Here is a 13,049-nt window from a genome sequence, read left to right as displayed (position 1 = left end):
TGGAAGCGCTAGCGCTTGCTGTTGCCCGCGGTCACTTCCGCGAGCACGTCGGAGAATTCCGACACATCCTCAAAACTCCGGTACACCGAAGCAAAGCGGATATACGCAATCTTGTCGAGCTTGCGCAGCTCGCGCATCACCAGTTCGCCGACCTGGCTGCTGGGGATTTCTTTCTCGCCCAGCGACAGCAGTTTTTCTTCGATACGGGTGATGGCTTCGTCGATGGCCTCGGCGGAAACGGGGCGCTTGCGCAGCGCCAGGCGCATCGAATCCTTCAGCTTGGCGCGCGCGTAGTCGACGCGCGAACCGTTTTTCTTGACGATGGCGGGGAAGAACAGTTCGATCCGCTCATAGGTGGTAAAGCGGCGGTCGCAGGCTTCGCAGCGGCGGCGCCGGCGTACGGCATCGCCGTCCTCCGACATGCGGGTGTCGAGAACCTGGGTATTGGAATGACCGCAAAAGGGACATTTCATGCCGGACCACCTTCAGTTGAACCCCGTCGCCTTGTCCGTGTTGTCGTTCTGCGGTGGCGGGGCGGGTTGGCGAGGCCCGCAAGCCGCGCGCCCTGAACGAGGCGAAGCTTGCGGGGCTGCCGGCCACCCTCACGGGTGGCCTCGATGCATCAGCCGTAGACCGGGAAACGCTTGGTCAGGGCCGCCACCTGCTCGCGCACGCTGGCGATGTTGGCGGCGTCGTGCGGGTTGTCCAGCACGTCGGCGATCAGGTTGCCGACGACGCGGGCTTCTTCTTCCTTGAAGCCGCGCGTGGTCATGGCCGGCGAGCCCAGGCGGATGCCCGAGGTCACGAACGGCTTTTCCGGATCGTTAGGGATGGCGTTCTTGTTGACGGTGATATGCGCCTCGCCCAGGATGCGCTCGGCTTCCTTGCCGGTGATGTTCTTGGCGCGCAGGTCGACCAGCATCACGTGGCTTTCGGTGCGGCCCGAGACGATGCGCAGGCCGCGCGCGATCAGGGTCTCGGCCAGCACGGCGGCGTTCTTCACCACTTGCTGCTGGTAATCCTTGAACTCGGGGCTCAGCGCTTCCTTGAACGCCACCGCCTTGCCGGCGATCACGTGCATCAGCGGGCCGCCCTGGATGCCGGGGAAGATCGCCGAGTTGATGGCCTTCTCGTGTTCGGCCTTCATCAGGATCACGCCGCCGCGCGGGCCGCGCAGGCTCTTGTGCGTGGTGGTGGTGACGAAGTCGGCGTGCGGCACCGGGTTCGGGTAGACGCCCGCGGCGATCAGGCCGGCGTAGTGGGCCATGTCGACCATGAAGTAGGCGCCGATCGACTTGGCGACCTTGCTGATGCGCTCGAAGTCGATGCGCAGCGCGAAGGCGGAGGCGCCGGCGATGATCAGCTTGGGCTTCTTCTCTTGCGCCAGCTTCTCCAGCGCGTCGTAGTCGATGTCTTCCTGGGCGTTCAGGCCGTAGCTGACCACGTTGAACCACTTGCCGCTCATGTTCAGCGCCATGCCGTGGGTCAGGTGGCCGCCCTCGGCCAGGCTCATGCCCATGATGGTGTCGCCCGGCTTGAGCATGGCGAAGAACACGCCCTGGTTGGCCTGCGAGCCGGAGTTGGGCTGGACGTTGGCGGCTTCAGCGCCGAACAGCTGCTTGACGCGGTCGATGGCCAGCTGCTCGACGAGGTCGACGTACTCGCAACCGCCGTAGTAACGCTTGCCGGGATAGCCCTCGGCGTACTTGTTGGTCAGCTGCGAGCCCTGGGCGGCCATCACGGCCGGCGAGGTGTAGTTTTCGGAGGCGATCAGCTCGATGTGGTCTTCCTGGCGCTGGTTTTCCTGCTGGATGGCGGCAAAGACCTCGGGGTCGATCTGGTCGATCGTAAAGCGGCTGCGTTCGAACATGGCGAAACTCGTCTGAAAAAAGGGAATCCGATTCAAGCATCGGGGTAGGGCGCGCGGGGAAGGCTAGCGGCGACCGGCGCCGGCGGGTCCCTGGAACCGTCGGCGCAGGGCGCACCCTGCTTCCCATTCGCTGCCCAGGCGAGCGGCAGGCATGACTCACGTCAACGCCAAGGCGTGATGAACTTCACGCCAGAGAACTTGCGCTTCCTCGTGGTAGTGCCCACTGACATCGCCAGTCGCGCAAGATGGAATGGTTGCGCGCAGTGTAGCGCTAAGAGTGCGCCCGCCGCAAGCCGTGAACCCGCCAGCCAAGGACTGACAAGGGCTGGCCAGCAACTTGCTGTTGCAAACTCGTACCCCGGGTTTACACGAAACCGGCGGCGCTCTCCGTTACAATCGCGGCCATGACAAACTTTGTCTGGACCCTGCGGGTGTACTGGGAAGACACCGACGCGGGCGGCGTAGTGTTCTACGCCAACTATCTGAAGTTCTTCGAACGTGCGCGCACAGAGTGGCTGCGCTCGCTCGGCATCGAACAGCAGGCGCTTGCCGACGAGGCGGGCGTGGTGTTTATCGTCCGCAGCACGGCGGTGGACTACAATGCGCCCGCCCGGCTGGACGACCAGCTCGATATCCGCACGCGCATCGACCGGGTCGGACCGGCGTCGGTCCAGTTCACCCAGGAAGCCTGGCGCGGCGAGCTGTTGCTCGCGTCCGGCGCGATCCGCGTTGGGTGTGTCGATCGAAGCACTTTCCGTCCCGCACCGATTCCCGCTCCCGTCCTAGACACTATAAAGACCGCACGATGAATCCCGTGACCGTCACGCAAGACATGTCGATCGTAACGCTGGTGCTCCACGCCAGCCTGCTGGCACAGGCCGTCATGGTGCTGTTGCTCGTCATGTCGCTGTTTTCGTGGACCTATATCTTCCGCAAGCACCTCGCGGTACGCTCGGCGCAAACCCAGACCGAGGGGTTCGAGCGCGACTTCTGGGCCGGCGGCGACCTGCAGGCGCTATATAACAGTGCCGTCAACAACCGCCACAACACCGGCGCGCTGGAACGGATTTTCGAATCCGGCATGGGCGAGTTCCTGAAGGCGCGCGAGCGCGGCAACGAGGCCGGCGCACTGCTCGACGCGGCCCGCCGCGCCATGCGCGCGGCCTACCAGCGCGAGATGGACTCGCTCGAATCGCACCTGCCGTTCCTGGCGTCGGTGGGCTCGGTGAGCCCGTATATCGGCCTCTTCGGTACGGTGTGGGGGATCATGAACGCGTTCCGCGGCCTGTCGAATGTGCAGCAAGCGACGCTCGCTTCGGTCGCGCCCGGCATTGCCGAAGCGCTGGTGGCCACGGCGATCGGCCTGTTCGCGGCCATCCCGGCCGTGATCGCCTACAACCGCTATGCCACGGAAATCGATCGCCTGGCGATCCGGTTCGAGAGCTTCATGGAAGAGTTCCTGAACATCCTGCAACGGCAGACCCGCTAACCGAATCCAATGCAAACGGTCCGGGTGAAGAGCCCGGACCGGCGTTTCCAGGAGTCCTGCAATGGCAGCCATTCAGCGCCGGGGCGGCTCGCGCCGCCGGGCAAGCGCCGACATCAATGTCGTTCCGTATATCGACGTCATGCTCGTGCTGCTGGTCATCTTCATGGTGGCGGCGCCGATCGTGAGTCCCGCCACCGTGGACCTGCCCACCGTGGCCAACGCCACGCCCCAGCAGAAGGCGCCGCCGATCGTGGTCACCGTGCACGAAGACGGCCAGCTCACCGCGCGCGGCAAGGACAACGCCGGCAATGCGTTCGAGCGCAAGCTCGACAAGCAGGGCCTGCTCGATTTTGTGCACCAGCGCCAGAACGAGAACCCCGACCAGCCGGTGGTGATCGCCGCCGACCGCGCGGTCAAGTACGAATCCGTGCTGGACGTGATGTCCATCCTCAAGGCCGACGGCGTCAAGCGCGTAGGCCTGATGGTGAAATCCAAGTAACGCGCAGACACATTGAAGCGCCTATCTGATTGTCGTTGCGCCCGATGAAGACCGCCGCCGCCTATCCCTACCAGCCGGTCAAGGAGCGGGGAACCTTGCGTTCCTTCCTGCTTGCGCTCTTCATGCACCTGTTGCTGGCCACCGTGCTGTATTACGGCGTGCGCTGGCAGAGCAGCACCCCGGTCGGCGCCGAGGCCGAGCTGTGGGAAGAGATCCCCGCCGCCACGGCACCTCCGCCGCCGCCCGAGCCGGAGCCGGTGGTGCAGCCGCGCCCGGTGCCGCCGCCGCCCCAGGTGAAGAGCAAGGTCGAAGAGGAAGCCGATATCGCGCTGGAGCGCCAGAAGCGCCGCGCCGAAGCGGCAGCGCGCGAAGAGGCCGAGCGCAAGGAAGCCGCCGCCCGCAAGGAAGCGGAGCGCAAGGAGGCTGAACGCAAGGAAGCCGCGCGCAAGGAAGACGAGCGCAAGGCGGCCGAGCGGAAAGAGGCCGAGCGCAAGGAGGACGCGAAGAAGAAGGCCGCGCAGCAGGAGCAGCAGCGCAAGGAACTGGCCGAGCGCAAGGAGGCTGAGCGCAAAGAGGCCGAGCGTAAAGAGGCCGAGCGCAGGGAAGCCGACGCCAAGGCCAGGGCCCAGGCCGACGCGAAGGCCAAGGCCAAGGCCGATGCCGAGTTGAAGGCCAAGGCCAAGGCGGATGCAGAAGCCAAGGCCAAGCGCGAGGCGGCAGCCGATGCACAGCGCAAGAGCGAGCTGGCACGCCTGCAGGCATTGGCTGGTGGCGGTGCGGGCGGCGGCGGTGTCGGCAGCACGGCCGGCGCCGGTGCCGGCGGTGGCGGCAAGGCGTCGCCGGGCTATGCCGACCGCGTGCGCCGCCGCGTGAAACCGAACATCGTCTTCACCGACGACGTGCCGGGCAACCCGACCGCGGTAGTGTCGGTGCGGCTGGCGCCGGATGGCTCGCTGATGTCGGCGCGGCTGTCCAAGTCCAGCGGCAACTCGGGCTGGGACAACGCCGTGCTGCGCGCGGTGGAGCGTTCCGACCCGCTGCCGCGCGACGAGGATGGCAAGGCGCCCGGCAGCTTCACCATCACCTTCCGGCCGAAGGACTGAGCGGCCCCGGTGCCATGATTTGCAACATAATGCAACCTTCATCGCCGGGCTTTAGTCTTATCGCTACCATGACAGGTTGCCTGACGCAGCCGGCAGTGTGCAGTACGCACGCATACAGGGCATGCGCCATGCGCAGCAGTGCCGCAACGCCCCGTGTGCCTGCCCGTATTGCCGATTGCCTGCCGTGCCCGACGAATCTTGAAATCGACTGAGGAGCAGCATGCGAAAGCTTTGGGCCCCCAACTGGCTGTCCGAGAGGCGGCACAACGCAACTCAACCCACCGCGCGACACGCATTCTCCGCGCCCCCGCTGGCCGGGCGCCGCGCGCTGATGGCGTGGCTGGCCGCGGCGCTGACGGTGGCCGCCGGCGCCGCACACGCGCAGCTCAACGTTGAGATCTCCGGGGTCGGCTCCAGCCAGATCCCCGTGGCCACCGCAAACTTCCAGGGCGAAGCCCAGTCCCCGCAGAACCTGACCGCGATCATCCGCGCCGACCTGGCGCGCAGCGGCCGCCTGCGCAATGTCGATCCGGGCGGCGCCACGGTGGCCGAATCCGCCAACGTCGACCTCGGCAGCTGGAAGTCGCGCGGCGCCGACGCCTTTGTCGCCGGCAGCGTGACCCCGGCCGGCGGCGGCCAGTACGAAGTGCGTTTCCGCCTGTACGACACCGTCAAGGGCCAGAGCCTGGGCGGGCTGGCCTTCACCGTCAACCAGGGCCAGCTGCGCGTGACCGCGCACAAGATCGCCGACTACATCTATGAAAAGCTGCTGGGCGAGCGCGGCGTGTTTGCCACGCGCCTGTCGTACGTGTCGAAGGTGGGCGGGCGCTACCAGTTGCTGATCTCCGATTCGGACGGGCAGAACTCGCAGGTGGCGCTGACCAGCAACGAGCCGATCATCTCGCCGTCGTGGTCGCCGGACGGCCGCCGCGTGGCCTATGTCTCGTTCGAGGCCAAGAAGCCGGTGGTGTACGTGCACGACCTGGCCTCCGGCAAGCGCACGCTGGTGTCCAACCAGAAGGGCAACAACAGCGCGCCGTCGTGGTCGCCTGACGGCCAGCGCCTGGCACTGGCGCTGTCGCGCGATGGCAATACCCAGATCTACCAGGTCAATGCGGACGGCTCCGGCATCCGCCGCCTGACCCGCAGCAGCGCCATCGACACCGAGCCGCAATACTCGCCCGACGGCCGCAGCATCTACTTCACCAGCGACCGCGGCGGTGCGCCGCAGGTCTACCGCATGCCCGCATCCGGGGAGGAAAGCGGCGCAGCGCAACGCGTCACCTTCAAGGGCAGCTACAACGTCAGCCCCCGCGTCTCGCCGGACGGCAAGTACCTGGCGTACATCACCCGCGCGGGCGGCTTCAAGCTGCAGCTTCAGGACCTGTCCAATGGCGACGTGACCTCGCTGACCGATACGGCCAACGACGAGGCCCCGAGCTTTGCCGCCAACGGCAAGTACATTCTTTATGCCACCCGCGTGGGAGGCCGCGCGGTGCTGGCGGCGGTGTCCACTGACGGGCGTACCCGGCAGGTTCTGTCCCTCCAGTCCGGCGATGTTCGCGAGCCGTCCTGGGGTCCTTTCATGCAATAACAGGAGTCATTCACCATGCCCCAACTGATGAGCAAAACCCTTGCCGTTGCCGCGCTGCTGGCCTTGGGCGCCTGCAGCTCCGGCGTCAAGCTCGACGACACCGCCAATGCCGGCGCAGGCCGGGCCGGTGCGGGTGCTGCCGATCCGCGCGCTGTCACCCCGGTGACCGCCGCCGATCCGCTGAACGATCCGAACAGCCCGCTGGCCAAGCGCAGCGTGTACTTCGATTTCGACAGCTACACCGTCAAGTCTGACTACCAGGGCATGCTGACCGAGCACGCCAAGTACCTGGGTTCCAACAAGGGCCGCAAGGTCCTGATCCAGGGCAACACCGACGAGCGCGGCACCAGTGAGTACAACCTGGCGCTGGGCCAGAAGCGCGCCGAAGCCGTGCGCCGTTCGCTGGCTTCGATGGGCGTGCCTGACGGCCAGATGGAAGCCGTGAGCCTGGGCAAGGAAAAGCCCAAGGCCACCGGCCACGATGAAGCCTCGTGGGCGGAAAACCGCCGCGCGGACATCAACTACTGATCTGCGGATAGCCATCCATGAAAGCACGCGTTTCCACCCTGTTGTGGCTCGCCGCCGTCGCCGGCGGCGGCATGCTGACGCTTACGCAGGCGCATGCCGGAGTGTTCGACGATGACGAGGCGCGCCGCGCGGTCATCGGCCTGCGCGACCAGTTCAACGGTTTCCAGGCGACCGCAACGCAGCGCATCGAGCAGAACAGCCGCGCCCAGCTCGAGATGCAGAACCAGCTCGAGGGCCTGCGCCAGGAAGTGGCGCGGCTGCGCGGCCAGAACGAAGTGCTGCAGAACTCGGTGGATACGCTGCAGAAGCAGCAGAAGGACTACTACGCCGACCTCGATGCGCGCCTGAAGAAATTCGAGCCGCAGCAGGTCACGGTCGACGGCCGCGAAGGCCTGTCGCAGCCGGGCGAGAAGCCCGAATACGATGCCGCGCTCAAGCAGTTCCAGGCGGGCGACTTCAAGAGCGCCGGGAATTCGTTCTCTGCCTTCCTGAAGAAATACCCGCAGAGCCCTTACGTGCCGCTGGCGCAGTACTGGCTGGGCAACTCGCTGTACGCGCAGCGCGACTACAAGGGCTCCACCTCGGTGCTGCAGAACATGGTCAATGCCAGCCCGACGCACCCCAAGGTGCCGGACGCAATGATCGCGATCGCCAACAACCAGCTCGAGTCCGGCCAGAAGGCGGCCGCGCGCAAGACGCTGGAGCAGGTGGTGGCGAAGTATCCGGGGACCGAGGGCGCCCAGGCGGCCAGCAACCGGTTGAAGACGCTGAAGTAGGGGTGCTTGCACCCTCAGCGTTTAAAGGCCCGCCTTCCAGGCGGGCCTTTTCCTTTGCCCGGCGCTAGAATACGCGATTCGCCCGAATCTCCCGCGCGTCGCAAACCGCGCCCCCGATCATGACCAAACGCGCCATCGTCCTGCTTTCCGGCGGACTCGACTCCGCTACCGTACTCGCCATGGCCCGCGCCCAGGGCTTTGAGACCTATGCGCTGTCGATGCGCTATGGCCAGCGCCATTCGTCCGAACTTGAGGCCGCCAAACAGGTGGCCGCCGCGCTGGGCGCCACCCGGCACGAGATCGTCGACCTGGATCTGCGCCGCTTCGGCGGCTCGGCGCTGACCGACGATTCGCTGGACGTGCCGACCGACGGCGCCTCCACCGGCATCCCGGTGACCTATGTGCCGGCGCGCAACACCATCATGCTGTCGCTGGCGCTCGGCTGGGCCGAGGCCGTCGGCGGGCGTGACCTGTTCTTCGGCGCCAACGCGGTCGATTACTCCGGCTACCCCGACTGCCGTCCCGAGTACGTGGCCGCGTATGAGACGCTGGCCAACCTCGCCACCAAGGCGGGCGTCGAAGGCGACCGCTTCCGCGTGCACGCGCCCATCATCGACATGACCAAGGCGGAGATCATCCGCGCAGGCATCGGGCTGGGCGTGGACTACAGCCTGACGGTGTCGTGCTACCAGGCCGACGAAGAAGGCCGCGCCTGCGGCGTGTGCGATTCGTGCCGCATCCGCCGCGCCGGCTTCGAGGCCGCCGGCGTGCCCGATCCCACGCGCTACCAGGGCGCCGCATAAGCCTGCCCGCTCGCCGGACACAACAACCGCCGGAAGCCGTCTCGCCTCCCACATGCCCGATATCGATCTCGCCGCGCTCTCGCGCACCGTGCTGCTGAGCACCTTCGTCCTGACCTTTTTGTTCGGTGCCGTGCTGCAGCGCACGCACTTCTGCACCATGGGCGCGGTTTCCGACGTGGTCAATATGGGCGACTGGAACCGCATGCGCATGTGGGGCCTGGCGATCGGCGTGGCCATGATCGGCACCGGCGTGCTGGCCTGGGCGGGCGCGGTCGATCCGACCAGGACCATCTATACCGCCAGCAAGCTGGGCTGGCTGTCGGCGCTGGCCGGCGGGCTGATGTTCGGCTTCGGCATGGTGCTGGCCTCTGGCTGCGGCAGCAAGACGCTGGTGCGCATCGGCGCGGGCAACCTGAAGTCGCTGGTGGTGTTCGTATTCCTGGGGCTGTCGGCTTATATGACGCTGCGCGGGCTGTTCGGCGTGGTCCGCGTCAATACCGTCGATACGGTGGCGGTGACGCTGCCCACCACGCAGGACCTGCCGTCGGTGCTGGCACAGGGCACCGGTATCGCGCGCGGCGCACTGCAGCTCGGCCTGGGCCTGCTGCTGGGCGGCGCGCTGGTGATATGGGCGCTGGCCGCGCGCGGCTTCCGCTCGTTCGATAACCTGCTCGGCGGCATCGGTGTCGGCCTGATCATCGTGGCGATGTGGTACGTGTCGGGCCATCTCGGCTATGTGTCGGAAGATCCGAACACCCTCGAAGAGCTGTTCGTGTCGACCAACAGCGGCCGCATGGAAAGCCTGAGCTTTGTCGCCCCGTATGCCTATACGCTGGACTGGCTGATGATGTTCAGCGACAAGAGCAAGGTGCTGACCATCGGCATCGTCAGCGTGTTCGGCGTGATCGCCGGTGCTGGTGTCTATGCGCTGGCCACGCGCACTTTCCGCTGGGAAGGCTTCGGCAACGCCGAGGATGTTGCCAACCATATGGTCGGGGGTATCCTGATGGGTGCGGGCGGCGTGACCGCGCTGGGCTGCACGGTGGGGCAGGGGCTGTCGGGCGTGTCGACGCTGGCGATCGGCTCGTTCATCGCGCTGGCCGGCATCCTGGCAGGGGCCGTGCTGGCGTTCCGCTACCAGATATGGCGCCTGGAGCGCATGGCGTGAGCGTCGTACGCTTGACACATCGAGAAACGTGTCACTATAATCGCGGTTCTGTTTTTTCGGGTCGTTAGCTCAGTCGGTAGAGCAGCGGACTTTTAATCCGTTGGTCGCGTGTTCGAGTCACGCACGACCCACCAGCATTTCGGAAGGGCCTGTGGCGCAAGCCACAGGCCCTTTTTGCGTTGGCGCGGGCCCTCGCTTTAACTTGTTCGAGGTAGAGACTTAGCCCGGGCCGCACCGGACAATGGGACAACCGTGGCGTTTGGGCCGCGGTGCCACGAAAGAGGCCGGGGAGACATGGCCTTCAATCATCCCGAACAAGTCCCTATGCGGCGAGCAGGCCTTTCCTTGCCGGCCAGTGGGCACGTGCTGCGCATTATCTGGCCGTTCGTTCCGGTTGTCGTCGCGCTGGCCTTGTTCAGCATCGCCAGCCTGGACCTGCTGTCGGCCGCGCGCGCGTTTGTGGCGGGCGAGAGCCAGTGGTCCAAGGGCCAGAAGAACGCGGTGCTGCACCTGCTGCGCTATGGCGCGGACCGCAACCCGCAGGACTTTGCCTTGTACCTGGAGGCGATCGCCATTCCGCTGGGCGACCATCGCGCGCGGCTGGAACTCGACCGGCCCGAGCCAGACCTGGAGCGCGTGCGCGAGGGGCTGCTCGCCGGCGGCAACCATCCCGATGACATTCCGCGGATGGTCCGGCTCTACCGCAATTTCCGCAATATCCACGAAGTCGATGCCGCGATCCGCGTGTGGGCCGCCGGCGACCGGGAGATCTTTGCGTTGCACGAGCAGGCGCTGGCGCTGCGTCAGCTGGTCGGGCAACCCGGCTGCGGCGACGAATGCGTGGCGCCCGTGCTGCGCAATATCGCCCGCATCGATGCCAGGCTGACGCCGCTGGAGCGCGCCTTTTCCGAACACCTGGGAGAGGCTTCGCGCCGGGTCACGCGCTTGCTGACCAACGGCAGCGCGGTGATGGCGACCGCGCTGCTGATGTCGGCGATCCTGCTGACACACGGGCCGCTGCGGCGCGAGCGCCTGTTGCGCGAAGTGCTGGCGCAGCGCGAAGAGCAGCTACAGCTCGCGGTGGAGGGCAGCAACGACGGGCTGTGGGACTGGCACCTGGGCCGCGGCGAGCTGTACTTCTCGCCGCGCTGCGCGCAGATGCTGGGCTACCAGGCCGACGAGCTGCCGCATGCGCGCGAGACCGTGATGGGGCTGCTTCATCCGTCCGACCTGGTCGCCTTCGAGGACAAGTTGTCGCGGCACCTGCGCACTGGCGAGCCCTATGACGCCGAGTTCCGGCTGCGCACCCGCGGCGGCGATTACCTGTGGGTGCGCGCGCGCGGCCGGCTGGTGCGCGGGGCGGGGCGCCGGCGGGCGCGCATGGCGGGATCGCTGACCGATATCTCGGACAACAAGCGCTACGAGACCCAGCTCTTTGCCGCGAAGGAGCGCGCCCAGGTCACGCTGCAGGCCATCGGCGACGCGGTGGTGACGGCCGATGTGTGGGGGCGCGTGCAGTCGCTCAACCCCGCGGCCGAGGCGCTGACCGGCTGGCCCGAAGCCGAGGCCCGGGGCCTGCCGCTGGCGCAGGTGTGCGTGCTGCGCGACGAAGAGAGCCAGGCGCCGCTGCCCGATATCGTCACGCTGGCGCTGCGCGAGCGCTGGCACAGCGAGGCGGCACAGCTCGTGCAGCGCAGCGAGTCCGGGCAGCCGGGGCCGGTGGTGGCGGTGAAGCCTTCGGTGGCGCTGATCCGCGACCGCGGCGCGCAGGCGATCGGCGTGGTGGTGGTGCTGCACGATGTCAGCCAGGAGCGCGCGCACGCCGCGCGACTGGCGTACGAGGCCAGCCACGATGCGCTGACGGGGCTGGTCAACCGCGCCGAGTTCGAGCGCCGGCTCGGCGCGGCCATCGCGCGGGCGCGGGCCCAAGGCGGCACGCACACGCTGATGTACCTGGACCTCGACCAGTTCAAGGTGGTCAACGACACTTGCGGCCACGCCGCCGGGGACGAGCTGATCCGCCAGATGGCGGAAGTGATGCGCAGCCAGCTGCGCCGCGGCGATACGCTGGCGCGCCTGGGCGGGGACGAGTTCGGCATCCTGCTGGAGCACTGCCCCGCCGCCGACGGCGAGGACGTGGCCGAGGCGCTGCGCTGCGCCATTGCCTGCTTCCGCTTTGCCCATCACCAGCGCACCTTCGCGCTCGGCGTCAGCATCGGACTGGTCACGCTGGATGGCCAGACCGGCGGCGTGGCCGAGGCGCTCAGCGCCGCCGACGCGGCGTGCTACGTGGCCAAGGAGGGCGGGCGCAACCGCGTGCAGGTCTACCATCCGCAGGACAGCGTGGTGCAGGCGCGCCACGGCGAGATGGAATGGGTCAGCCGCGTGCATGCGGCGCTGGCGGCCGGGCGCTTCTGCCTGTTCTCGCAGGAGATCGTACCGGTGCAGCCCGGCGCGGCGGGCGCAGGGCGCCACGTGGAGTTGCTGCTGCGCATGGTCGACGAACGCGGCCGGCTGGTGCCGCCGATGGCGTTCGTGCCGGCCTGCGAGCGCTATAACCTGATGCCGATGATCGACCGCTGGGTGGTGGAGACCGCTTTCTTCACGCTGGCGGGGCGGCAGGGCAACCGGCAGGCAACCCTGCCGGGTACGGACAGCGAGCACGCGATCGCCACCTGCGCGATCAACCTGTCAGGCTCGTCGCTGGCCGATATCCATTTCCCCGATTTCGTCCGCGAGCAGGCGCAGCGCTTCGGCATCGCGCTGGACGGCATCTGCTTCGAGATCACGGAAACGGCGGCGATCGCCAACCTGGCGCAGGCCGGTGCGTTCATCCAGCAACTGCAGCAGCTTGGCTGCAGCTTCGCGCTGGACGATTTCGGCGCCGGCATGTCGTCGTTCACTTACCTGAAGCACCTGCCGGCAGCCTACCTGAAGATTGACGGCAGCTTTGTGCGCGACATGCTGGCCGATCCCGTCAACGCGGTGATGGTGGAGGTGATCCAGCGCCTCGGGCATGCGATGGGCAAGAAGACCATTGCGGAATTCGTCGAGAGCGAGGCGATGCTGGAGCGGCTGCGCGCGCTGGGGGTGGACATGGCGCAGGGCTACCACCTGGCGCCGCCGGTGCCGTTCGCACCGGCAGCGGCAGCAGCCGGCGATGAGCCGGCGGTGGCGCTGGCGGGCTGAGTTACCAGAGCTGCCAGCGCGGAGGGAAGA

At 67.1% G+C, this 13,049-nt stretch carries 12 protein-coding genes, 1 tRNA gene and 1 riboswitch; of the genes, 11 read left to right on the top strand and 2 right to left on the bottom strand.

Features of this window, described 5'->3' with window-relative positions:
• Positions 1-8: 8 nt before the first annotated feature.
• Positions 9-473, bottom strand: a complete 465-nt coding sequence (gene nrdR / locus AB1I47_RS01475; RefSeq protein WP_354682008.1) for a transcriptional regulator NrdR — start codon at positions 471-473, stop codon at positions 9-11.
• Positions 474-622: 149 nt separating this feature from the next.
• Positions 623-1,870, bottom strand: a complete 1,248-nt coding sequence (glyA, locus tag AB1I47_RS01470) for a serine hydroxymethyltransferase (RefSeq protein ID WP_354682007.1) — start codon at positions 1,868-1,870, stop codon at positions 623-625.
• Positions 1,871-1,995: 125 nt separating this feature from the next.
• Positions 1,996-2,120: riboswitch (ZMP/ZTP riboswitch) on the bottom strand.
• Between the two features lie 154 nt (positions 2,121-2,274).
• On the opposite strand from glyA, the gene ybgC reads away from it, so the two are divergent.
• From ybgC to AB1I47_RS01415, 11 genes are all read left to right on the top strand, one after another.
• On the top strand, positions 2,275-2,679 hold the full coding sequence (gene ybgC, locus AB1I47_RS01465; protein ID WP_354682006.1) for a tol-pal system-associated acyl-CoA thioesterase: 405 nt from the start codon (positions 2,275-2,277) through the stop codon (positions 2,677-2,679).
• On the top strand, positions 2,676-3,359 hold the full coding sequence (gene tolQ / locus AB1I47_RS01460; RefSeq protein ID WP_354682005.1) for a protein TolQ: 684 nt from the start codon (positions 2,676-2,678) through the stop codon (positions 3,357-3,359). Before ybgC ends, tolQ begins: the two co-directional genes overlap by 4 nt.
• A gap of 61 nt (positions 3,360-3,420) precedes the next feature.
• On the top strand, positions 3,421-3,858 hold the full coding sequence (gene tolR / locus AB1I47_RS01455; RefSeq protein WP_354682004.1) for a protein TolR: 438 nt from the start codon (positions 3,421-3,423) through the stop codon (positions 3,856-3,858).
• Between the two features lie 44 nt (positions 3,859-3,902).
• A complete protein-coding gene (gene tolA / locus AB1I47_RS01450; protein WP_354682003.1) occupies positions 3,903-4,961 on the top strand; it encodes a cell envelope integrity protein TolA in 1,059 nt (352 codons plus the stop codon).
• Between the two features lie 220 nt (positions 4,962-5,181).
• A complete protein-coding gene (gene tolB / locus AB1I47_RS01445; RefSeq protein ID WP_354682002.1) occupies positions 5,182-6,555 on the top strand; it encodes a Tol-Pal system beta propeller repeat protein TolB in 1,374 nt (457 codons plus the stop codon).
• A 15-nt stretch (positions 6,556-6,570) separates the two neighbouring features.
• A complete protein-coding gene (pal, locus tag AB1I47_RS01440) occupies positions 6,571-7,083 on the top strand; it encodes a peptidoglycan-associated lipoprotein Pal (protein WP_354682001.1) in 513 nt (170 codons plus the stop codon).
• A 17-nt stretch (positions 7,084-7,100) separates the two neighbouring features.
• Positions 7,101-7,859: a tol-pal system protein YbgF gene (ybgF, locus tag AB1I47_RS01435; protein ID WP_354682000.1), complete on the top strand. Its 759-nt coding sequence runs from the start codon at positions 7,101-7,103 to the stop codon at positions 7,857-7,859.
• A 119-nt stretch (positions 7,860-7,978) separates the two neighbouring features.
• On the top strand, positions 7,979-8,662 hold the full coding sequence (gene queC, locus AB1I47_RS01430) for a 7-cyano-7-deazaguanine synthase QueC (protein WP_354681999.1): 684 nt from the start codon (positions 7,979-7,981) through the stop codon (positions 8,660-8,662).
• 52 nt (positions 8,663-8,714) lie between these two features.
• Positions 8,715-9,830 carry a YeeE/YedE family protein gene (locus tag AB1I47_RS01425; protein ID WP_354681998.1) on the top strand — a complete coding sequence of 372 codons (1,116 nt, stop codon included), beginning with the start codon at positions 8,715-8,717 and terminating at the stop codon, positions 9,828-9,830.
• A 58-nt stretch (positions 9,831-9,888) separates the two neighbouring features.
• Positions 9,889-9,964 (top strand) — tRNA-Lys (locus AB1I47_RS01420).
• Positions 9,965-10,193: 229 nt separating this feature from the next.
• A complete protein-coding gene (locus AB1I47_RS01415) occupies positions 10,194-13,019 on the top strand; it encodes an EAL domain-containing protein (protein WP_354681997.1) in 2,826 nt (941 codons plus the stop codon).
• Positions 13,020-13,049: the final 30 nt, after the last annotated feature.

It is taken from the genome of Cupriavidus necator (assembly GCF_040578825.1).
GTDB classification, from domain to species: domain Bacteria; phylum Pseudomonadota; class Gammaproteobacteria; order Burkholderiales; family Burkholderiaceae; genus Cupriavidus; species Cupriavidus necator_E.
This window is presented reverse-complemented; position numbering and strand designations above follow the sequence as displayed.